Origin of the sequence: Photobacterium sp. OFAV2-7 (genome assembly GCF_022347985.1) — a bacterium.
In the GTDB taxonomy this organism is placed as follows: domain Bacteria; phylum Pseudomonadota; class Gammaproteobacteria; order Enterobacterales; family Vibrionaceae; genus Photobacterium.
The window spans coordinates 1-20,518 of record NZ_JAKRFQ010000011.1 but is presented as its reverse complement, the minus strand read 5'-3'; the positions used below and the strand labels follow the sequence as shown (position 1 = coordinate 20,518).

Sequence of the window (20,518 nt, the reverse complement as noted above, 5' to 3'; positions counted from 1 at the left end):
GACGAGATAAATCCAACAAGGCAGGCTGGCATACCCAGCTTGCCTTGTTATCTCAATATAAAACAACGGATCTTCAACCGACGAAGCGAGTTGCCTGCCGGCACCCAAAGGTTTTTAAGTAATGTCTAACCAAGCAGTATTGCATATTTGTCTATCCAAGGGTTGGGGTGGATTGGAGATGTACCCAATTCGTACCGGCGGTCAGTTCAGAGAAAAAGGCTGGAAAGTACTCGGAATGTGTCTGAAAGGCTCCCGTGTTGCCCAAGGGATGCGAGAGCAAGGCATCGAAACCTATGAAGTCGAATCAAAGTTTGCATCAATCAGGCAGCTTAATCGCATTCATCAATGGCTTCGGAAAAACGGTGTCAACCTGATCCACTGCCACAAATCCGGCGACTTGGTTGTTGCTGCCCTGCTGGATACCCTGTCGGCATACCGAATTATCTTCACTGAGCACATGGGTGTCACCAGGCCGAAAAAAGATATTTACCACCGCTGGGTGTATAACCATGTCGACCAGGTATTGTCGATCAGCGAAGCAACTAAAAAACGCAATCTAAAAGCACTGCCGGTACCGGCAGAAAAAATCCAGCGCCTCTGGCTGGGAACAGAAATACGCCCAGCTATTAACGATTCCGAGCATATTTTAAAGGTCAGAGCAGAGCTAGGTATTCCTGATAATGCTACTGTCATCGGTATAGTAGGCCGCTTCGGTACTGCAAAAGGCCAAAAAGAACTGCTAGACGCCTTCATTACCTTAGCCAAACGACACCCAGAACTCCCACTCCACCTTCTGATGGTTGGTGGGTTACAAGCTGATCAAGGTTCTGATATAGAGTTAGTTGAAAAACTACAGGCTACCATTGAGAGAAGTGGCCTGTTCGACGTTATTCACCTACCCGGATTCCGCAAGGATACTGAGAATATGCTAGCAGTAATGGACGTTGTCGCCATACTGTCGCATAACGAGGCTTTTGGGCTAACCGTCATTGAAGCTATGGCGGCAGAAAAGCTTATTTTAGGTTCAAATACTGGCGCCATTCCGGAAATTCTCGGAGAAAACTATCCGTTTACGGTTAATCCTCTTGAGATTAGTGACATACAAGACCAACTTGAAAAAATAGTAATTAAGCCCGTTGAACTTGCTCTTTTTGCACAAAAATTGAAAGAAAGAGCAGAGAGCCATTTCAGCACAACAATACATAATGGCAACCTAGAAAAGGTTTACGAAGGTAAATAACGAAACAATGAAAAGTGTTATAAATATCAACTTTTTCGAAAAAGCCATCATTGCCTTCTTCGGGTTATCTGTCTTCACATCAAAAGCCGGATTAAACATCTCTGTGGTTCTGCTCTTACTACTCTTAATCTACTCATGTATCAGTAATAAAGAGTATCGAGCACAACTAGCTAACAGCAATATATTCATATTATCCATAGCTCTGTATGTCATCGGTTTGTTGTCTACAGTCATCTACCCGTCTAGCTCTGCCGATACAATCTACTTTGCCCGTAAAGCGGCATTTTTACTGGCTATTCCCAGCCTCTTTATACTCAATATGAGAAAAGAGAATAAGGAATTAGCCATTAGATCACTAGGTGCCGGTTTCGTTGTTGCCGCCCTATATACCATCTATCAAGCAATCAGCCTTGATACCTGGCAGGGGGAAAGGATTGCCAGCTTCCTTGATGTTGGTCGCTGGTCAGAAGTCCTTACCTACTTTATCGTTTTCTTAATCCCCCTCACCTTAGACGATAAAGAACCCCAAAAGCGCAGGTTCCTCTTTTTAGGCTTGATTTTTGTCGGTTTTGTCTGCCTGGTACTTAGCGGTTCAAGAGGTGGGATGGTTGCTACATTCATTGTTTCCGTATTATATCTCCTCGCTTATAAGCGAGATATGTTCTTTAAATTGTCGGCTGCTATGCTAGTAATTTTACCACTACTAATGTTTATGTTTCCTTCTAAGGCCAGTGTCATACAAGACAGGATTGTCAGCATAACAGATACCACAAGCAACGAATCCAACTCTGCCCGACTAAAGATGTGGAAATCGGGATATCTATTTGTTCAGGATAAATATAACAACAACCCCAAAGCTTTCTTCTTTGGTAATGGTCCAATTAACTTCGAAAAAGAATACACATTGTTTATTAACTCGACTAACAAAAATATAGTTAATGATTATTCTTTTTTTTCTTATCAGGATAACCATAATGGTATTCTAGATGCTGCTAACAAGCTTGGTGTGGTCTATGAACTACTTTTTCTACTGCTCATTGCCTTAATTGCAAAAAATATTTTCAAGGCAAGCCCGAACATTAAGTATTCAGGGTTATGTGTCATTCTCGCCTTTTTTATTGTCGGTATCTTTTATACTAACCAACTAGAATACCAGACAATTTGTATGTTCTACTTTATTTCTATCTCGCTTCCCCGCCTGCAGGAGAATACTCATGCTTAAAGCCAGTATCATTGTTGCTTTCTACAATAATGTAAAAAGTCTTGAAATGATATTAACAGCCTTGAACAATCAATATGACAACAACTTTGAGGTTGTTATCGCTGATGATGGCTCAACAGATGAAAACGTGGCCAAAGTAAAAGAACTTGCTGGCGGCTACAAATTTAATATTCATCATGTCTGGCAAGAAGATAAAGGTTTTCGTAAGAATAAGATCCTTAATCAGGCTATATTAAAGGCAAACAATGATTATCTAATTTTTATTGATGGCGACTGCATTCCTCAGAGTAACTTTGTTATTGATCATCTTAGTCAAGCTGAACCAAACACGTGTTTAAATGGGAGAAGGGCAGATCTTTCACCAAAAGTTAGTGAGAAGATAAAAAACAAAAAGCATGATGAACCAAACAAGCTTTTCAAAACTTATCTTACAGCAATAATTTTTGATTATCTTTTGGGAAATGGAAAGAATATTGAAAAAGGTTTCAACATTTCCAATCCTACTTTATCTTCATATCTGAATCGACCAAGTAGAAAAGTTAAAGGTGTTGTTGGTTGCAACTTTTCAGTTAATAAATCAGATATGTTAAAGATTAATGGGTTTGATGAGCGATATGAATTTCCCGGAGTTGGCGAAGATAGTGACATTGAGTATCGGTTCCGATTAGCTGGAATTAAGATTAAAAATATCTTTTTCATGGCTAATCAAATCCATCTTTACCATAAAGAACTGCCTCGTTCACAAGTCAACAAGGATATATTCCAGCAAGTACAAGAATGTAAAGAGAGCTATACAAAGTTCGGCATCCACAAAGAAAAATAACCAATTCAGCACCTGTATTTAATCGACAGGTGCTTTCTTACTCATAATTAACCAATAACCCCCTCAGTTTCAATGCTTATTAGAGTCAATAACAATTTGGTCAAGTATTACCTAAAATAAGAGTAAGTTCCTATCGAACAACTTCGCTATCAGCTTCACATTTATACAAATAGCTAATGTATTATTGATTTTACTATCACACTAATCACCTACTTTTTGGTTGTTTTTTGGTATTATTATCAAATGACAAAGAGAGAAAATAAAGTATGAATTCATTATTATTTAAATTACGAAACAAGGTAAGAGTCCAAAAAAACAACCTCATTGATATATCAAAAAAATCAAGGGTAAGGAATTGTGACATTTCAATAAAAGGCAAAAATAACAGACTAACTATAGAAGATGGCGTAAATATAAAAGGGTCTATAATTGAGATTAATGGCGACGACTGCTCAATTACATTTGGAAAAAATAGTGTAATTGGCGAAAATTGTTACTTTTCTTCGCGAGAAAAAGATATTTCAATCACTATTGGAAAAAATTCTATGTTTTCTCGAAATATAAAAATTATGACAAGTGACGGCCATGATATCATTCATGATAGTAAAAGAATTAATCAAGCTAAAAGTATCACTATTGGTGAGCATGTTTGGTTAGCAGATAGTGTGACAATTCTTAAAGGGTGTAGTGTTGGTAACGGTTCTGTTGTAGGTATTAACTCTCTTGTTACTAGAAATATTGGGAGTAATAAAGTAGCTGCCGGTGTGCCTGCAGTTGAAATAAAAGATAACATCAATTGGGACGAAGAACTAACCTTTTAGCCAACACAGGAAATATCATAATGAAAGCAGTGAAAAAAATATATTATTATCTTAGAGCAATCCCAAAAACACTATTGTTTAATTTTTATTACTTTCCAGCTGATCAAGCTATTAAGTTTCCAGTTATTGTAAGTCATCGTGTGAAATTCGAAAAACTAGATGGAAAAGTCATTCTTAAAGGAAACATTAAAACAGGGAAGATTAGAATTGGTTTCGGCAAAGTTCAAATCGCAGATCCTGCTAAATCTCGTGCACTTTGGAATCTTTCTCGTAGTGGCATTATAACCTTTCACCCTCGCGTAAAATTAGGGACAGGGACTAAACTTGATGTGAGAGGTAACCTTGAGATTGGTGAAGGTAGCAACTTTACAGGAGAAGCCACTATAGTATGCAACCATCGCATATCTTTTGGGCGCAACTCTTTGGTATCTTGGCAAACTCTATTTATGGATACAGACCTTCATAGCATTGTTGATCGAAATAGCATCCAAACAAACCCAGATCAACCGATTAAGATAGGTAACGATGTATGGATCTGTGCCAAAAGCACCATTTTAAAAGGTGTAACTATTAATAATAATACTGTTGTATCTGCAAATTCGAATGTTACAACAGGCTTTACTGATGGTGATATTATTATTGGCGGTAACCCTGCCAAAGCGATCTCTTCGATGAATGATAAAAAATTCATTCATTAAAAATGATAATCCATATAAAATTCCTAAATTGTCAATTTGATGTGCAGTCTTTCAGCTTCGGTGGTAAAAATGAAAATTCTGATTATAGGTCCATCCTGGGTGGGCGATATGGTGATGTCCCAATCACTGTATATAAGTTTGAAACAACAGCACCCTGATGCATCGATTGATGTCATGGCACCGGCCTGGTGCCGACCTATTTTGGAACGCATGCCCGAGATCGATAATGCCATCGAGATGCCGATCGGCCACGGTGAGTTCAATCTCAAAGGGCGTTACCTGCTCGGCAAGAAACTGCGTAAAGCGCAGTACACCCATGCCTATGTGCTTCCCAATTCGGCCAAATCAGCCTTGATCCCTTTATTCGCGGGTATTCCGTCTCGTACAGGATGGAAGGGCGAATCGCGCTATGGGCTGCTCAATGATATCCGAACGAACAAAAAAGACTTTGGCCTGATGGTCGAGCGCTACTGTGCCCTAGCCTACCAAAAGCAAGATATGGGTGACAGCAGCTGTCTATCCGCTATCCCCCAACCGAAACTACTCGTCGACAGAGCTTCACAACAGCACTGTATCGAGCACCTTGGCCTTGATTTAACCCGCCCAATAATCGGAATGTGCCCGGGTGCCGAGTTTGGCCCAGCCAAACGCTGGCCTGACAAGTATTTTGCACAAGTTGCGAGTGAGATGATTCAACAAGGCTATCAAGTATGGCTGTTTGGTTCGAATAAAGACCAAGCTGTCACATCAGACATTCAGCAGCAAATAGCCCCGGAGCTACGCCAACACTGTGCCAACCTGGCAGGAAAAACGCAACTGGTTGAAGCCGTCGACCTGCTGGCAAGTTGTGATATCGTGATAAGCAATGATTCGGGCTTAATGCATATCGCCGCGGCTGTTGGTACCAAGATTATCGCCGTGTATGGATCGACCTCACCGGATTACACTCCGCCGCTTTCACAGCAAGTAGAAATCGTTCACACCGACATTAGCTGTCGCCCTTGCTTCAAACGTGAGTGCCCTTACGGCCACTTGAAATGTCTCAATGAACTGCCACCATCTCGAGTCATAGAGGCCATCGGCAAGCTTTCTTCATAATAGGTCTACATCCATGATTCGCAGTCTGTATTCAATCTTACTATATCTTGCGACACCATTCTTTCTGAAGAAATTATACAAGTCGCAGGATGACAAGCCGGCCTACGGCTCACGCTGGCATGAGCACTTTGGCCAATGTCCGCCTTTGCAACACAACAACCCGGTTTGGATACATGCGGTTTCAGTCGGTGAAGTCATCGCGGCAACGCAGCTGATTAAAGCTATTCAGCGTGACTACCCTGAACAAGCCATTTTGATCACCACAACCACCAGCACGGGTGCCGAGCAGGCAGAGAAACTCCCGGGGCGTATTGAACATCGCTATATGCCCCTTGACTTTAGCTGGGCTATAAATAAATTCTTGCGTATTACAAAACCTAAAGCATTGCTCATTATGGAGACGGAGCTATGGCCGAATACGCTTGCTCAAGCCAAACAGGCTGGTCTTCCCGTCTATGTTCTCAACGCCAGGCTTTCGGAGCGCTCCTTTCGGCGTTACAAAAAGGTGCAACGACTCTTTGACATTGTCAAAAACAACATCGACTACCTTCTGTGCCAGCACAGCGATGATGCCGAGCGTTTTGTGAAATTAGGGTTAAGTGAAAAGCAGGTCGCCGTGACCGGCTCGGTAAAGTTTGATATCAACGTCAGCCAGGAAATCCACGAGAATGGCAACCAGCTCCGTCAACTCCTTGGACAGCATCGCCCCGTCTGGATTGCAGCCAGTACTCACCGTGGAGAGGATGAGCAACTGCTTGAAGCTTTTTCCAAAGTCAGAGCAGAAGTACCAGATTCGATACTTATTCTGGTGCCTCGTCACCCCGAACGCTTTACTGAGGTTGCTGATCTCTGCCAGGCAAGTGGGCTAACGGTTGTTCGTCGTACCGAGGCCACCGATGGGATACCCGATAACTGCGATATCTACCTGGGCGACACCATGGGCGAGATGTTAGTCCTGCTGGCGGCTGCTGATATTGCCTTCATAGGCGGTAGTTTGCTTGGAGATAAAGTGGGTGGCCATAACCTGCTTGAACCGGCAGCACTTAGCAAACCCATTATCACCGGCCCCAGCTATTTCAACTTCACGGATATCACCCAGCAGCTGCTCGACAACAATGGAGCTGTGGTTTGCCAGGACAGCAAGGAAATAGCCGCCCAGCTCATCGTCTGGTTCAAAGATGAAGTATCACGAGAAGAGACTGGGCAGCAAGCTTTGCAGGTGGTGATACAGAACCAGGGCGCGATTGAAAAAACAGTAAACAATCTCAAGCCTGTGCTTACCCATTAACGAACAATGCTCAGTCCTTTCGCAAAGGACTGAGCATTGGCTTACAAAAATCTCAACGACTCGTTAATCTTTCGATTGCGTGTTTTCGCCCTTGATCAAATCTTCTGGCGCTGTATGGATCCACTTTCCTCTAGGCTTATCAAGATACTGGAAGTGCTCATTGGTAAAACTGCCTTGAATACAGGTATAGCGGTAACTTCTGAACTCGACACCTTCTTCGCCTTCAAGAGCATCACTTAGCACTTGCGGGCCTGTTGTTGAGTAGACTCCCTTGGTTTCGTCCCTGTTTTTTATATTGTCGACAATAAGGTCGATTGTTTTCTGATAAATTGGGTTATTGGGCGCTGTTGCAAGGAAAAAGTTAGTAATCTGACTATCTTGTTTATTTTTAATAAATATTTGACTCTGGTCTTGGGTAATTTTAGATAGTGGCCAAACCAGATTGGCGTCAATATCAAGGTATACGCCACCTTTAACATTAAGAACGACTAATCGCCATAAATCAGCCTTTGCCGCACCATCATTAATCCTTTTATAGCACTCATAGACCTCTTCCGAAGCGTTCTCTCTGATAAACTTTTCAATCCCCTCATTGTCTACATAATAGTAGTCATGATCCAGTGACATCAGTCGATTAAACAAGTAATTGAGATAAACTGGCAGCGTAGATTTGTTCGAAAAGTTGGTTTGCCAGATCACTTTCGGGATATCAGATGTTTTGCTCGATAATACCTTGGCTCGCGAATACGATGGTATTTCAAACCGTTTTTTAGGGAACAAAAGATGGAATGGATACGAGAGCAACTTACAGATGTTGCCAATCACTTTGCTTAACCGGTTAACCAATAAAATAACTGCATTCATAGTTTTACTTTCTACCACTAATTCACGTCAAAAATATTTACTTTTCAAAAGTCTTTAACTTTCTTTATAGCTGTTATATAGCCAATTCCATTCGCTCTCATCCCATATTATAGAAAACCGCTGTACCTCTTTCCTCAACGAGCGTTGCAGCCGATCAAGGTTGCCTTGTTTCCACTTGTCGCCCTTGCTCTGATAGCACTTATCAAAATCGATAAGCCAGAACTGCCCCTTACCATCCAATAATATGTTATGAATATTCAAGTCAGTGTGGCATACCTGCAGGTTATGCATTTTCCTAATTAACAGTCCGATATCCCGCCACTCACTTTCAGACAGCTTTCGCTGTTGCAGCACAGCAACCAGATCCCTGGCATTGGCAACCTGCTCGGTGAGAATATCAGCCTTGTATGTCAACCCGCACCTTACCGCTCTGGCCGCCACCGGCCTTGGCACTCTGACACCGCCTTCAGCCAAGAGTTGCAACAATTTGATCTCTTCAGCACAACGGGTCTTTCCCCAGCCGGTAAAGATATACTGATCCTTCACCAGCTTTCCCAATAATCCTCCACGCCAGTAATGACGAAGGGCCATCGGCAATTGAGGAGTAGAAATAAAGTATGTAGTGCCACGACCACTAGCCTGCCCGGTAATCGCATCCTGCTGCTGCCAGTAATTTGGATCAAAGCAGCGTGCTGGGTCTGTTTTAAGTAGCGAATCATCAAACCAGATCCGGCTTCCATTAAGTGACAATACTTGCATAATCGTTAAGATGAGTCGTTTTACAATTTTAAATCCCAGCTGCATAATGCAGGTTAATGAGTTCCAGAGCAATTGTATATGGCCCTATTTTCGTCTCCTCCGTCTTCATTATGTGTCCTCCGTCTTTCCGCAATCGGCGATGCGTGCAATGCCAGCGCCATGGTTCAGGCAATTCAGCGTCAATGGCCCACAACGAAAATTACGTGGGTCATGGGGAAGGCGGAAGCACAACTGCTGGGTGACTTACCCGGTGTACGTGTCATCACCTTTGACAAAAAAAAGGGGTTGAAAGGTTATACCCAGCTATGGAAACAGCTTCGTGGCGAACGCTTTGATGCATTGCTGCATTTACAAACGGCGCTGCGGGCCAGTATTGCCAGCCTGGGGATCCGTGCCAAATATCGCCTCGGTTTCGATAAAACCCGAAGTAGTGATCTGCAAAACTGGTTCATCAACACCCCGGTGACGTCACCAGACTCTCCCCATGTCCTGGATGGCTTTATGGCCTTTGCCCGGACCATTGGCATTGAAGATACCAATCCCCGTTGGGAGCTTGAGCTCTCTCAGGCAGATCAAGACTGGACCAAGCAATACTCAGATTCAGCACCAATACTGGTTATCGTGCCTGCAGCCAGCAAGGCATTCAAAAACTGGACTGCTGATGGCTACGCAAAAGTTGCCGAACATGCAGTCGCCAGTGGAATGAAAGTCATATTGGCCGGTAGTCCGGCCGAGGTCGAAATACAGCTGGCCGAACGGGTCTGCGAACTGAGCAACGTGCCTCTGACCAACCTGGTCGGAAAGAGTAGTCTGAAACAAATGCTTGCCTTGTTGGCACAAGCTGATCTGGTGATTGCGCCCGATACCGGCCCGGCCCATATGGCCGTTGCCGCCAACACACCAGTAATCGGCCTTTACGCCCATCACAATCCGAAGCGAACCGGTCCCTATCGGTACCTGGATTACGTTGTCAGCGCCTACCAGGAAGCCATTGAGGCAGAAACCGGTAAGCCTTTAAGCCAACAGTCCTGGCGAAGTCGGGTCAAAGATCCCGAAGCGATGCAACGCATTCGTGCCGAAGCCGTCATTACCATGCTCGACAAAGCCCTATCTGATTTTCATATCCTTAAGGAGACAAAATGAGTGCCACTAAGCCGACCCTTGCTGTTGCGCTGATCGTCAAAAATGAAGCCGACAATTTACAGGCATGCCTGGAATCAGTCACAGGCTGGGTAGACGAAATTGTTGTACTCGATGCCGGAAGTACTGACAATACGGAATCTATTGCCCGTCAGTATACCGATAAGTTCTTCATCAATGCCGACTGGCCGGGATTCGGCCCCCAGCGCCGACTGGCACAGAGCCATGTAGAGTCTGACTACATCTTGTGGCTAGATGCCGACGAGCGAGTCACTCCGGAGCTCAAGCAGAACATCATGGACGTGCTCTCATCCCCTCAGGACAAGACGGTATACAGTATTCCACGCCTGAGCTGGGTGTTTGGCCGCTATATCCGCCACTGTGGCTGGTACCCGGATCGCGTCAACCGTCTCTATCCGACCAAGCTGACCCAGTACAACCAGGATCTGGTGCACGAAAAGGTCGAACTATCCCCGGAGATGACAGTACAGCCTCTGGACGGCGATCTGCTGCACTTTACCTACAATGACTTGCACCACTATCTGGTAAAATCGGCCGGCTATGCCAAAGCCTGGGCTGAGCAGCGGGAAAAGCGCGGCAAACGAAGCAGCATCGGCCAGGGCCTGTTGCACGCTATTGGCTGCTTCCTGAAAATGTATGTCCTTAGAGCGGGCTTTCTTGATGGCAAGCAGGGCTTCCTGCTATCAATTCTATCGGCACACTCCACGTTCGTGAAATATGCCGACCTGTGGATCAGGAGCAGTACTGAGCCACCCAAGGCTTAGCTTTTTCCAGTACCGCCTCTATCTCAATTAGTCCCATGTCCGTCTCCTGCTCCTTGCCGGCAGGCGGACAGAACGCCAAATGACGCCCGGCAGTATTCAGTGTCTTCCAGCGCAACGGGGTTGCTGAACGCTTACTCGGGAAGAAACCAATCGTCGGCACATCAAGTGCAGCCGCGATATGCAACGGACCAGTCGAGCCGGCCATAAACAAATCAGCACACGCCAGAGAACGAGTAAAATCTTGCAGGCCGTCGTTCTTGTCGTAGACATAGGCAGATACCTCTGCCTGGATTAAGGCATACAGCGACGCCGCCATCGCTTCCTCACCCGGTCCGGCAGTCAGTACAAATTCACAATGCTGCTGTGTTGCTACGCCTTTTATCAGCTCGGCATACTGCGCCAGCGACAAGTTATTGGCCGAACCACCACTGCCGACATGGATAAAGCACCACGGTTTACCGCTATCCAGAGCCAGCTGCGCGACCAGTTTCTCTTTTTGTGCCGCCAGTACCTCTTCACCAAAGGTCAGATACGGCCCCTGCGGCTCGTGACAGTCAATCTGGTTATCCGCCAGGAAGTAGCGAATCAAATCCAGGTTGTATTCAAATTCCGGCTTTTCCGAGCGAGATCGGCGCTGCTTTAGGCGACGGTTGAACAATAACTGTGCGAGCTTGGTGGCAGGCGCCAGGCGGTAAGGGATCCCGGCTTTCCAGAGCAGTTTGGCGTTATAGCCATTCGAAAACAGGCAGATTGCCGCATCAAAACCTTGTTGCTTGATATCTGAAACCAGCTCAACCTGCTCTGCCTTGCTCGATTTTGCCGTCGGATCGATCATCACCTCGTCAATCCACGGGCAAAGCCTGGCAACCGGCGCGGTATAATTCGGAACAAGAGCAGTTACCTTGCACTCTGGCAGTGATTGCTTGAGCATCGCAAAGCTGGGCCAGGCCAGCATGAAATCGCCAATTTTATCATTTCGCACAACGAGAACTTTCTTCATAGCACCTTGTTCCAACTAAAACCAATCCGTCCGGATAATACAAGATAGGGAAAAATTAACCATAGCAATTGGCGTGAAAGATGGAGCAGCCCGCTGCTTTTTTGATAGCATAACGTCATCTTTGTATTGAGGATCTCCTTGTGAAGCACAATAAGAATACCCGTGTCATCTATCCCGGCACCTTTGATCCCATCACCAACGGGCACCTTGATCTCATCGAACGCGCTGCTGCGATGTTTGACCATGTCGTTGTCGGCATTGCTTTCAGCCCGAGCAAGAAACCCCTGTTCGATCTCGAAGAGCGGGTACAGCTTGCCAAGCGTATCACCCGGCACCTCTCGAATGTCGAAATCGTCGGCTTCTCAGGATTACTGGTCGATTTTGCCAAAGAATACCAGGCCAATATCCTGGTACGGGGACTGCGAGCCGTGTCTGATTTTGAATACGAATTCCAGCTTGCCAACATGAACCGCCGCCTGATGCCGGAGCTCGAGACGGTATTTTTGACCCCGGCGGAAGAGAACTCATTTATCTCCTCGACCATTGTCAAAGAAGTCGCGCTGCATCACGGCGATGTCAGCCAGTTTGTCGACCCGGAAATAACCGACGCCCTGCTGGAAAAGCTCCACGGTAAATAAAAACAGCTTGCAAGAAAAAGGAGGCATTAGCCTCCTTAATTGTTTCTCTCACTCTCGTACCGCACACGGTTCCGGCTACACCAAATAAAACTTCCTATACCAGTCCACAAAAGCTTTCACCCCGTCTTTCACTGACACAGTCGGCTTATAATCAATGGCCTTGAACAAGTCTTCCGTATCGGCATAGGTGGCATATACATCGCCAGGCTGCATGGGCATTAAATTTTTTCTGGCATCAATACCCAATGCTTCTTCCAGCGCTTCGATGAACGCCATCAGCTTCACCGGGCTGCCGTGGCCGATATTGTAGACACGGTAGGGAGCAGAACTGGTAGCCGGCGTGCCCGCCTCGACCGTCCACTCTGTATTTTTCTCAGGGATCACATCCTGAATACGGATGATCCCTTCGACGATATCATCGATATAGGTAAAGTCACGGCGCATGTCACCATGGTTGTAGACATCAATCGGCTCGCCATCAACAATCTTCTTGGTGAACTTAAACAGCGCCATGTCCGGCCTGCCCCATGGCCCGTAAACAGTAAAAAAGCGCAAACCGGTAGTCGGAATACCGTACAGGTGGGAATAGGTGTGAGCCATCAGCTCGTTGGATTTCTTGGTTGCCGCATAGAGCGAGATAGGATGGTCCACGCTGTCTGTCGTCGCAAACGGCATCTTCTGATTCAGGCCATACACCGAGCTTGAGGAGGCATATACCAGATGCTGGATATTATGCCGGCGACAGCCTTCAAGAATCGTCAGGTGCCCGACTAGATTACTGTCTGCATACGCCATCGGATTATCAATGGAATAGCGTACCCCAGCCTGAGCGGCAAGGTGGATCACCCGATCAAAATGATGATCGGCAAACAACCCGGCCATCCCGTCACGATCCGCAAGATCCATTTTGATAAAACGAAAGGCCGGATGATGAAGACGATCCAGCCGCGCCAGCTTGAGGTTTATATCATAATAATCATTGATATTATCGATACCGATAACCTCATGCCCCTGTGCACACAAGCGCTCAGAAACCGCACTGCCGATAAACCCAGCGGCACCCGTGACAAGATATTTCATATATTCCCTTCCCAGCAGATATGCCAACACGACACATCATCAATCTATACAATCACCATTGAATCATAGTGATAGACTGACTACTTCGCTATGGTACCAAGGTATGAATAAAGCCAACCGGTGACAAACACATCAGTTATGTCTGGCAGTCAGAGCAATAGACCGTTGCTCGCTGGCCAATTTTCATCTCGCTCAGCGTCTTGTCACAACGCGGACATGGCTCACCGCCCTTCCCGTACACCAATAGCTCCTGGGCAAAATAGCCCGGTTTGCCATCGGCATTTTTGAAGTCTTTCAGGGTCGTTCCGCCCTGCTCGATAGCAAACGCCAGGACGGCTTTCACCTCAGCTACCAACACTTCCATCCTTTGCCGGGAGATTTTACCTGCGGCCCTTTTCGGGTGGATCCCCGCACTGAACAGGGACTCGTTGGCATAGATGTTCCCGACACCCACCACCACCTGGTTATCCATCAGAAACTGCTTGATAGCCGTTCGCTTTCCCTGCGCCCTGTCAAACAGGTAATCAGCGGTAAATGCCTCACTTAACGGCTCGGGACCGAGCTTGCTCAGCACCGTATGCTCTTCGTCGAGAGGCTGTTGCCACAACCAGGCGCCAAACCGCCGCGGATCGTTATATCTCAGCACCTCGCCGCTCGACAGCACCAGATCCACATGATCATGCTTTTCCGGCGGCACCGAGGCCGGTAGCACCCGCAGGCTTCCTGACATCCCCAAATGGACAATGGCGTAGCCGATATCCGTTTCAAGCAGCAGGTACTTTGCTCGCCGGCTGACCTTACGGATCACCTGGCCTTCTATCTGGCGGATATCATCGGGCACCGGCCAGCGTAGTTTAGGGTTGCGGACAATGATTTCAGCCACACGATGGCCAGTAACATGAGGGGTGATCCCCATTCTGCTGACTTCAACTTCAGGTAATTCAGGCATGTTCAATCCATAAAAACAATCAGTGGGGGAACAGATAAGATTCGTCGACAGAAATCGCCAGCCAGTTGCCCTGCCAGCTTTTCAGCAGCCAAAACTGCGGCAGCTGATAGACGGTTACCCGTACCGGCTCATCGGCAGCGTGCAGCCATACCTCAACTGTCTTCGGCGCATTCAACTGGGGCTTGAGCTGCTCCATGGTTGCATCATCGACCAGCGTACCGGAAATCGACTGCCAATGCTCGATAACCGTACCGGGCTGCTGCTCGATCTGAGGATCGACAATCCAACGGCCATCCTGGGCAGTAAAAACATGCTGTGGCAGAACCAACCGCGAGATAACGGCCTGTTCGGGCAGTAATGATTGTATCGTCGGTGATGTCTGCGATGCCTCGGGCTCAAGCCGTGCCCGGATCAGCTCGGGAAACTGGATAGCAGCAATAAACAAAACGACGGAAATAATAATAACGTTGTTCCAGCCCCGTCGTGACAGCTTTATCCCCATAGTTCTTCCCCTGTAGTCCCAGTCTGACTTCTCTATGAATATAACACCAAAGCACGCTGCGCACGGTATCGGATAAGTGCGACGGCCGGTAAATTGCAGGCATAAAAAAACCCAGCAAAATGCCGGGCTTTTATCAAAGAACAGAAAAAATCAATTACTTGATTTTAGCTTCTTTGTACATAACGTGCTTGCGAACTACAGGATCAAATTTTTTGATCTCGAATTTGCCTGGCATGTTACGCTTGTTTTTGTCGGTAGTGTAGAAGTGGCCTGTACCAGCAGATGATACTAGACGGATCTTCTCACGAATGCCTTTAGCCATTGTTCAAATCCTCTTAAACGTTCTCGCCGCGAGTACGCATATCAGCAAGAACGGCATCGATGCCTTTCTTATCAATGATACGCATACCTTTCGCAGAAAGGCGTAGTTTAACGAAGCGTTTTTCGCTTTCTACCCAGAAACGATGAGTTTGCAGGTTCGGCAGAAAACGACGCTTGGTGGCATTACGTGCGTGTGAACGGTTGTTACCCGTTACAGGACGCTTACCAGTTACTTGGCATACTCGGGACATTACTGTCTTCTCCAAATCGTTTCAGCTCGATATCTACCATGGTTAATTCAATGCGAAAAAACTTTTCACATACAACCACAGCTATCAAAGGTCGCGCATTATACTAAGTCAAAACCAGTTGCTCAAGTCCCGAGCAGTCCTTTCTCAACTTTTTGATCGAATTTTGACTATTTTATAGCCAATTTCGTTCAGCGAAAGAAACTATCTCCCCATCGCCAACAACAAAATGATCTAGGATGCGAATATCGACTAAGGCCAGCGCATCGCTGATTCTTCGTGTAATTCGACGGTCTGCCTGACTCGGCTCTGCTACGCCTGACGGGTGATTATGCGCTAAAATGAGCGCGGCTGCATTAAGTTCCAGTGATCTTTTTACAACTTCCCGTGGATAAACGCTTGCAGCATCGATTGTCCCCTCAAAAAGAACCTCGCCGGTCAGCACCCTATGCTGGTTATCCAAAAACAGCACATAGAATGCTTCACGATGTCGGTCCCTCAACTTCTGGCTCAGATAACGACGGGTATGGGCCGGACTGGTCAGGGCATCATCTTTCTTTAGTGTCTCTTCAAAATGCCGGTGACTCATCGCCAATACAGCCTGAAGCAAGGCATACTTCGCCGGCCCCAATCCTTTATGCCGACAAAACTCCTCCTTACTTGCCGCCAGCAAGGCCCGTAGCGAACCAAACTGATCCAGCAGCGATGTCGCCAGCTCGATCGCATTCATGCCGGCAATACCCGTCCGCAGGAAAATAGCCAGCAGCTCGGCATCCGTTAAGGCCTCAGGGCCGTGCGACAATAGTTTTTCCCGCGGGCGGGAAGCCGATGGTAATTGCTTCAAAGACATAATGCCCTCCAATCTATTGCTACAGAAAAGGGCTTTGCAGACATCAAAACAAGAACCTGACACGGCTTGTGAGAAAACCTTCGCAAAAATATCCTCGGCTTGCATTACATCCCGCCGCCGGTTGTAGCTTGATCTCGGACGGTGAATCTCACGGCCTTTGGTGCTATCTTGTTGGCCTGATTGAATTGGCTCACAGAGACAGGCAGAACAATGGAAACACTGGCAGGAAAAAAAATACTTCTGGGGATCAGCGGCGGTATTGCAGCTTATAAATGTGCAGAGCTGACGCGCCGTTTAATAGAGCGTGGCGCCGAGGTGCGTGTCGTGATGACCCAGGCCGCCCAGGAGTTTATTACTCCGCTCACCATGCAGGCGGTGTCGGGAAACCCTGTTTCTGACAGCCTTTTTGATCCGGCAGCCGAAGCTTCTATGGGCCATATCGAACTGGCCAAATGGGCCGACTTAGTCCTGCTGGCACCGGCAACAGCCGATCTGATTGCCCGCATCGGTGCCGGTATGGGCAATGATCTGCTCAGCACCCTGTGCCTTGCCACAGACTCACCGATTGCCGTCGCCCCGGCGATGAACCAGCAGATGTACAGCAATATTGCTACCCAGGAAAATCTGGCCACTTTGAAACGACGTGGTTTCCATATCTGGGGACCGGCCAGCGGCGAGCAGGCCTGCGGCGATGTCGGCCCGGGACGCATGCTCGAACCGATGGATCTGGTTCACCGTGCCGAGGACTTCTTTCAGCCAGTTGATTTAACCAATATCAAGATTGCTATCACGGCAGGTCCAACCCGGGAAGCCATCGATCCGGTTCGCTACCTGACCAACCACAGCTCCGGCAAAATGGGATATGCCATTGCCGAGGCCGCCGCCAAGCGCGGTGCACACGTCACCCTGATCAGTGGCCCGGTCAATCTGGCCACTCCGGCAGGCGTCGAGCGAGTCAACACCGAAAGTGCCGAGCAGATGCACCAGGCAGCGATGGACGCAGCAACCAACCATGATATTTTCATCTCCTGCGCCGCCGTAGCCGATTTTCGTCCGGCTGAAATCGCCTCTCAGAAAATGAAGAAAAAATCCGGTGAAGACGAAATGGTCCTTCGGCTGGTCAAAAACCCGGATATTGTGGCAAGCGTGGCAGCGTTGGCACAACACCGTCCCTTCACCGTCGGCTTTGCCGCAGAAACCCAGGACGTAGAGCAATACGCCCGCGGCAAACTGAGTCGCAAAAACTTGGATTTAATTTGTGCCAATGATGTCTCCCAGCAAGGCCTGGGTTTTAACAGCGACAGCAATGCCCTGCACCTGTACTGGCCTGAAGGCGACAAGCCACTGCCACTGGCATCAAAGCAAGAGCTCGGCCAGCAGCTGATCAGCGAAATCATTGACCAGTTTAAAGCGAAACAACACTAAGAGAACACGCATGAAGAACATTGACCTGAAAATCCTCGACCCGCGCGTCGGTAACGAGTTTCCGCTTCCGGCCTACGCAACGGAAGGATCAGCAGGCCTCGACCTCCGTGCCTGCCTGGACGAAGCACTGACCGTCGAACCCGGCCAAACCCACTTGATCCCGACAGGCATTGCTATCCACATTGCCGATCAGGGTCTGGCGGCCACCATTTTGCCTCGCTCGGGCCTTGGCCATAAGCACGGTATCGTACTGGGTAACCTGGTCGGGCTTATCGACTCGGATTATCAGGGCCAGTTGATGGTATCGGTGTGGAACCGCGGCCACAGCACCTTTAGTATCGAGCCGGGCGATCGTATTGCCCAGTTGGTCTTTGTCCCTGTGGTGCAGGCTGACTTCAATATCGTGTCGGACTTCGATGCCAGTGACCGCGGCGAAGGCGGATTCGGTCACTCCGGTCGCCAATAAGTACGCTCCGGCAGTTCGCCCTCGACTCAGGGCTGGTTTCAGAACTGGTTTCAAGGCTGATGACGAATTAGTCGAATCAGATCAAATATAAAGCTCACCGCTTCAGGTTGAGCTTTTTTTGCCGATAAAGAGATCAGTATCTAACGCCAGCGCTTTTCACGGCGCGGCAGCATCGCTAAGATAAGCGGGTTTGATCGGCAGGTTAGCGCTGTCGGCAACAGACTCATTTCGAAAAGGAACGGTTATTCATGGCTGGCAATAAAAAAAACAATCGCCGCGAAGAAATTTTGCAAGCGCTGGCGCAAATGCTGGAGTCTGCCCAGGGCAGTCAACGCATTACCACCGCCAAGCTGGCAGCACAGGTTGGTGTTTCAGAAGCCGCCCTGTACCGCCATTTCCCGAGCAAGGCACGGATGTTCGAAGGACTGATTGAATTTATCGAAGACTCAATCACCACCCGCATCAATCGCATTCTCGATGATGAAAAGGACACCCTTAACCGCCTGCGCATGGTCCTACAATTAATCCTCGGTTTTGCCGAACGCAATCCAGGCCTGACCCGCATTATGACCGGCCACGCCCTGATGTTCGAACAAGACCGCCTCCAGGCTCGGATCAACCAGCTATTCGAGCGTATCGAAACCCAGCTTCGCCAAATCCTGCGTGAACGCAAGCTACGCGAAGGCAAAGGCTTCCCTGTCGATGAAAGCATCCTGGCAGCACAACTGCTCGGTCAGGTAGAAGGCAGCCTCAACCGCTTTGTACGTTCAAACTTCAAGTACAAGCCGACCGAGAGCTTTGACGACTACTGGCGACTGCTGAGTGCAGAGCTAGGTTAAGTCCAAGACCGAGCTCCGAGGCGCAAGTATCGAGATAAAAAAGCGAGTGGTAAGTACCACCCGCTTTTTTGATTTTAAGTCCTGGGTACTGGGTCCTAGGAGCTAGAAACTAGCTCACTGAATCTAGACTGTGAACCAAGCTCTTGCTCTTCCTAGAAACCTAGCACCTGCCGTTCCTAGAACCTCTCTTACACCCCGTACTCAGCACGGTACGCCTTCACCGCCTCAAGGTGTGTTTCCATACCGTCCTGCTCTTCCAGGTAGCTCACCACATCACCCAGCGACACAATGGAAATCACCGCACAGCCGAAATCGCGCTCAACTTCCTGAATCGCCGACAGCTCACCCTTGCCTTTTTCCTGACGGTCAATCGCCACCAGTACACCGGCCAAGTCAGCACCGTTGGCCTTAATGATTTCCATCGATTCACGAATCGCCGTTCCTGCCGTGATCACATCGTCAACCAGCATGATACGGCCTTCCAGCGCGCTGCCGACCAGGTTGCCGCCCTCACCGTGCGCTTTCGCCTCTTTGCGGTTGAAGCAATACGGCGTATCGACATCATGGTGATCAGCCAGTGCAACCGCCGTGGTGGTAGCAATCGGGATCCCCTTGTACGCAGGGCCAAACAGCACATCATACTCGATGCCTGCATCCACCAAAGCTTCAGCGTAAAAACGGCCCAGACGTGCAAGATCACGACCTGTATTGAACAAGCCCGCATTAAAAAAGTACGGACTCTTACGGCCAGATTTCAGAGTAAACTCACCAAACTTAAGAACACCTTTTTCCAGGGCGAATTCGATGAACTGACGCTGATATGCTTTCATGGTTTCTCCTATCTTTATCGGTATTAGTACTGCTACACAAAGTCCAAATTTGGCGGGTTCACACTCTCTCACCAAAATTTAGACAAAAAAAAGCGACTCAATAGAGTCGCTCAATAATTAATTTTCCAACGCTCGCTTCTGAACGCTGATAATGTCGTCAATGCCGGACTTGGCCAGTGCCAGCATCGCCAGTAATTCTTCGTGGCTGAAGGCCTCGCCCTCTGCCGTACCCTGGATCTCGATCATCTTGCCTTCTTCGGTCATCACCACGTTCATGTCGGTTTCGGCAGCGGAATCTTCGACATATTCCAGATCGCAAATCGGCTCGCCGTTATAGATACCGACCGACACAGCCGCCACCATTCCCTTCAGCGGGCTTTCCTTCAGCAGGCCTTTCTCGATCATGTAGTTGATAGCATCAACCAGAGCAACCATTGCACCGGTAATAGAAGCCGTACGGGTACCACCGTCAGCCTGGATAACATCACAGTCAACGGTGATCATCTGCTCGCCAAGGGCTTCCAGGTCTACCGCCGCACGCAGGCTACGGGCAATCAGGCGCTGAATTTCCATGGTACGGCCGCCTTGCTTGCCGCTGGCCGCTTCACGGCGGCTGCGCGCATGGGGTGCGC

24 protein-coding genes are annotated in these 20,518 nt (G+C 47.9%); 13 read left to right on the top strand and 11 right to left on the bottom strand.

Annotated elements, in window-relative coordinates:
* The first annotated feature begins 121 nt into the window (after positions 1 to 121).
* The 7 genes from MHN01_RS02485 (at position 122) to waaA (ending at position 7,190) form a co-directional block, all read left to right on the top strand.
* Entirely contained in the window at positions 122 to 1,240 is a 1,119-nt protein-coding gene (locus MHN01_RS02485; RefSeq protein ID WP_239409885.1) for a glycosyltransferase family 4 protein, read from the top strand.
* Between the two features lie 7 nt (positions 1,241 to 1,247).
* Complete coding sequence (locus tag MHN01_RS02480; RefSeq protein ID WP_239409884.1) at positions 1,248 to 2,462, top strand: O-antigen ligase; 1,215 nt, start codon at positions 1,248 to 1,250, stop codon at positions 2,460 to 2,462.
* A complete protein-coding gene (locus MHN01_RS02475) occupies positions 2,455 to 3,285 on the top strand; it encodes a glycosyltransferase (RefSeq protein WP_239409883.1) in 831 nt (276 codons plus the stop codon). Before MHN01_RS02480 ends, MHN01_RS02475 begins: the two co-directional genes overlap by 8 nt.
* A gap of 266 nt (positions 3,286 to 3,551) precedes the next feature.
* Positions 3,552 to 4,106 (top strand): acyltransferase, encoded by a 555-nt coding sequence (locus MHN01_RS02470; protein ID WP_239409882.1) that lies wholly within the window; start codon positions 3,552 to 3,554, stop codon positions 4,104 to 4,106.
* A 20-nt stretch (positions 4,107 to 4,126) separates the two neighbouring features.
* The gene (locus MHN01_RS02465; protein ID WP_239409881.1) at positions 4,127 to 4,804 is read left to right on the top strand and encodes an acyltransferase; all 678 of its coding nucleotides are present in this window, start codon (positions 4,127 to 4,129) and stop codon (positions 4,802 to 4,804) included.
* Between the two features lie 69 nt (positions 4,805 to 4,873).
* Positions 4,874 to 5,902, top strand: coding sequence for a lipopolysaccharide heptosyltransferase II (waaF, locus tag MHN01_RS02460; RefSeq protein ID WP_239409880.1), 1,029 nt, complete (start codon positions 4,874 to 4,876; stop codon positions 5,900 to 5,902).
* A 13-nt stretch (positions 5,903 to 5,915) separates the two neighbouring features.
* Complete coding sequence (gene waaA / locus MHN01_RS02455; RefSeq protein ID WP_239409879.1) at positions 5,916 to 7,190, top strand: lipid IV(A) 3-deoxy-D-manno-octulosonic acid transferase; 1,275 nt, start codon at positions 5,916 to 5,918, stop codon at positions 7,188 to 7,190.
* A 63-nt stretch (positions 7,191 to 7,253) separates the two neighbouring features.
* Here the strand turns inward: waaA and MHN01_RS02450 are convergent, their stop codons facing one another.
* Together MHN01_RS02450 and MHN01_RS02445 are read right to left on the bottom strand one after the other, a co-directional pair.
* Entirely contained in the window at positions 7,254 to 8,054 is an 801-nt protein-coding gene (locus MHN01_RS02450; protein ID WP_239409878.1) for a glycosyltransferase family 32 protein, read from the bottom strand.
* 54 nt (positions 8,055 to 8,108) lie between these two features.
* Positions 8,109 to 8,813 (bottom strand): 3-deoxy-D-manno-octulosonic acid kinase, encoded by a 705-nt coding sequence (locus MHN01_RS02445; RefSeq protein WP_239409877.1) that lies wholly within the window; start codon positions 8,811 to 8,813, stop codon positions 8,109 to 8,111.
* A 78-nt stretch (positions 8,814 to 8,891) separates the two neighbouring features.
* Between MHN01_RS02445 and MHN01_RS02440 the strand changes: the two genes are divergently transcribed.
* Positions 8,892 to 9,956: a glycosyltransferase family 9 protein gene (locus MHN01_RS02440; RefSeq protein ID WP_239409876.1), complete on the top strand. Its 1,065-nt coding sequence runs from the start codon at positions 8,892 to 8,894 to the stop codon at positions 9,954 to 9,956.
* On the top strand, positions 9,953 to 10,738 hold the full coding sequence (locus MHN01_RS02435) for a glycosyltransferase family 2 protein (RefSeq protein ID WP_239409875.1): 786 nt from the start codon (positions 9,953 to 9,955) through the stop codon (positions 10,736 to 10,738). The genes MHN01_RS02440 and MHN01_RS02435 overlap by 4 nt, the downstream gene beginning before the upstream one ends.
* On the opposite strand, the gene MHN01_RS02430 is transcribed toward MHN01_RS02435, so the two are convergent.
* The gene (locus tag MHN01_RS02430) at positions 10,707 to 11,738 is read right to left on the bottom strand and encodes a glycosyltransferase family 9 protein (protein WP_239409874.1); all 1,032 of its coding nucleotides are present in this window, start codon (positions 11,736 to 11,738) and stop codon (positions 10,707 to 10,709) included. The two genes, MHN01_RS02435 and MHN01_RS02430, sit on opposite strands and share 32 nt — an antisense overlap.
* A gap of 140 nt (positions 11,739 to 11,878) precedes the next feature.
* On the opposite strand from MHN01_RS02430, the gene coaD reads away from it, so the two are divergent.
* On the top strand, positions 11,879 to 12,376 hold the full coding sequence (gene coaD / locus MHN01_RS02425; protein ID WP_239409873.1) for a pantetheine-phosphate adenylyltransferase: 498 nt from the start codon (positions 11,879 to 11,881) through the stop codon (positions 12,374 to 12,376).
* Between the two features lie 75 nt (positions 12,377 to 12,451).
* On the opposite strand, the gene MHN01_RS02420 is transcribed toward coaD, so the two are convergent.
* The 6 genes from MHN01_RS02420 to radC form a co-directional block, all read right to left on the bottom strand.
* A complete protein-coding gene (locus MHN01_RS02420) occupies positions 12,452 to 13,456 on the bottom strand; it encodes an NAD-dependent epimerase (RefSeq protein WP_239409872.1) in 1,005 nt (334 codons plus the stop codon).
* Between the two features lie 136 nt (positions 13,457 to 13,592).
* Entirely contained in the window at positions 13,593 to 14,405 is an 813-nt protein-coding gene (gene mutM / locus MHN01_RS02415) for a bifunctional DNA-formamidopyrimidine glycosylase/DNA-(apurinic or apyrimidinic site) lyase (RefSeq protein WP_239409871.1), read from the bottom strand.
* 19 nt (positions 14,406 to 14,424) lie between these two features.
* Positions 14,425 to 14,907 (bottom strand): hypothetical protein, encoded by a 483-nt coding sequence (locus MHN01_RS02410; RefSeq protein WP_239409870.1) that lies wholly within the window; start codon positions 14,905 to 14,907, stop codon positions 14,425 to 14,427.
* A gap of 154 nt (positions 14,908 to 15,061) precedes the next feature.
* Positions 15,062 to 15,229 carry a 50S ribosomal protein L33 gene (gene rpmG / locus MHN01_RS02405; RefSeq protein ID WP_004405486.1) on the bottom strand — a complete coding sequence of 56 codons (168 nt, stop codon included), beginning with the start codon at positions 15,227 to 15,229 and terminating at the stop codon, positions 15,062 to 15,064.
* Between the two features lie 13 nt (positions 15,230 to 15,242).
* Positions 15,243 to 15,479 carry a 50S ribosomal protein L28 gene (gene rpmB, locus MHN01_RS02400; protein WP_075763017.1) on the bottom strand — a complete coding sequence of 79 codons (237 nt, stop codon included), beginning with the start codon at positions 15,477 to 15,479 and terminating at the stop codon, positions 15,243 to 15,245.
* A 172-nt stretch (positions 15,480 to 15,651) separates the two neighbouring features.
* Positions 15,652 to 16,326, bottom strand: coding sequence for a DNA repair protein RadC (gene radC / locus MHN01_RS02395; protein WP_239409869.1), 675 nt, complete (start codon positions 16,324 to 16,326; stop codon positions 15,652 to 15,654).
* Between the two features lie 210 nt (positions 16,327 to 16,536).
* On the opposite strand from radC, the gene coaBC reads away from it, so the two are divergent.
* The 3 genes from coaBC to slmA all read left to right on the top strand — a co-directional run bounded on the left by coaBC (position 16,537) and on the right by slmA (position 19,056).
* The gene (gene coaBC / locus MHN01_RS02390) at positions 16,537 to 17,751 is read left to right on the top strand and encodes a bifunctional phosphopantothenoylcysteine decarboxylase/phosphopantothenate--cysteine ligase CoaBC (RefSeq protein WP_239409868.1); all 1,215 of its coding nucleotides are present in this window, start codon (positions 16,537 to 16,539) and stop codon (positions 17,749 to 17,751) included.
* Between the two features lie 10 nt (positions 17,752 to 17,761).
* Entirely contained in the window at positions 17,762 to 18,217 is a 456-nt protein-coding gene (dut, locus tag MHN01_RS02385; RefSeq protein ID WP_160652628.1) for a dUTP diphosphatase, read from the top strand.
* Between the two features lie 248 nt (positions 18,218 to 18,465).
* Positions 18,466 to 19,056 (top strand): nucleoid occlusion factor SlmA, encoded by a 591-nt coding sequence (gene slmA / locus MHN01_RS02380; RefSeq protein ID WP_075763021.1) that lies wholly within the window; start codon positions 18,466 to 18,468, stop codon positions 19,054 to 19,056.
* 188 nt (positions 19,057 to 19,244) lie between these two features.
* On the opposite strand, the gene pyrE is transcribed toward slmA, so the two are convergent.
* Together pyrE and rph are read right to left on the bottom strand one after the other, a co-directional pair.
* Positions 19,245 to 19,886, bottom strand: coding sequence for an orotate phosphoribosyltransferase (gene pyrE / locus MHN01_RS02375; RefSeq protein ID WP_075763022.1), 642 nt, complete (start codon positions 19,884 to 19,886; stop codon positions 19,245 to 19,247).
* A 117-nt stretch (positions 19,887 to 20,003) separates the two neighbouring features.
* Positions 20,004 to 20,518: ribonuclease PH (rph, locus tag MHN01_RS02370; RefSeq protein WP_239409867.1), on the bottom strand; the 515-nt coding region annotated here is incomplete at its 5' end.